The organism is Candidatus Magnetobacterium casense, assembly GCF_019173545.1.
Lineage (GTDB): Bacteria > Nitrospirota > Thermodesulfovibrionia > Thermodesulfovibrionales > Magnetobacteriaceae > Magnetobacterium > Magnetobacterium cryptolimnobacter.
Window position 1 is genome coordinate 1 of record NZ_JABXWD010000803.1, and the last position, 1,016, is coordinate 1,016.

3 protein-coding genes are annotated in these 1,016 nt (G+C 51.0%); all 3 read left to right on the forward strand.

The annotated features are described in order from the left end of the window. Positions 1-353, forward strand: a 353-nt coding sequence (locus HWQ67_RS19660; RefSeq protein WP_218254390.1) for a hypothetical protein, incomplete at its 5' end; no start/stop codon positions are given. 21 nt (positions 354-374) lie between these two features. Next, positions 375-650 carry a hypothetical protein gene (locus tag HWQ67_RS19665; RefSeq protein ID WP_218254391.1) on the forward strand — a complete coding sequence of 92 codons (276 nt, stop codon included), beginning with the start codon at positions 375-377 and terminating at the stop codon, positions 648-650. Next, complete coding sequence (locus HWQ67_RS19670; protein WP_218254392.1) at positions 647-901, forward strand: hypothetical protein; 255 nt, start codon at positions 647-649, stop codon at positions 899-901. Before HWQ67_RS19665 ends, HWQ67_RS19670 begins: the two co-directional genes overlap by 4 nt. The last annotated feature ends 115 nt before the right edge of the window (positions 902-1,016 follow it).

Sequence of the window (1,016 nt, forward strand, 5' to 3'; positions counted from 1 at the left end):
GTCTGAGTAATGATGTCTGCGGGGTGGGGGATGGGCCTGGAGTATGGTTATTGTCTCTCCCCCACCACGGATGCATCATCACTGAGAGGGGAGGTGAGATAACCATGAGACGGAGACGTGGGGGAAGAGGAAGAGAGGGAGAGCACTTGTGTGTCATATGCGGGGAACCTGTTAAACGCTCCGGGGCATACAAGCGCAATAACGGTAAACTGATTCCGGTGCACCCAGGGGAGTGTAACAATACCCTGGCGTACACCATGAGGTGGAGACGGGCGACGAAGGTGGAGCTACAGACACGGATTGAAGATATGGAGAACAAGCTTCAGTTACTGAGACAAATCCGGTTCGAGTGACCGGAGAAAGGGGAATGAAAAATGACGACTATTGTACCAGGCAAAAGGAAGGAACCGTTTGTGGTGTATACGGATATTGAGCAATTGCACTGTGAACCGGAAGAAAAGGAACTCTTGCAGAAGAGGATGCTGTACACGTGGAGGAATAAACCTTTTATTCTCGTGTTCCGGAAAAGGGACACAAGATTTGATACAACGGGGACATTGAAGGTTGACCGTATAATCGATGTGTTCTCATGCCCGAGAGGTTACGAGCTGTGCGGGGTGTTGCTGCCCAGAAAGGAGAAAGATAAATGATCATCCGGCTGAAGTGCATAGCGTGTGGATGGGAGAGGGAGGCGCAAGACGGGGAAGTTAAATCACTGTTGGCGTTTCTCAAAGAATCACGAGTTAAGCATGACGAGGAGAGCCCGGAATGCATCAGACTACAGGACACTGTACAGGACAATGATGAACGGGACATGTTTACCGGGTTGTACAATTATCAACTGACCACTGAGAGTCAATGGGACCCGAACAGCAGTGACGACAAGGAGGGCAAAACATGACTACCTGGAGACGGTGCCTGCGCGATCCGCACCAGTCGGCCCGGACGTTAATCCAATGCGCGAGAGTGTTGTGTCATAAGTGTGGCGAGATGAACGTGGAGGAAGTGAAAAGCCT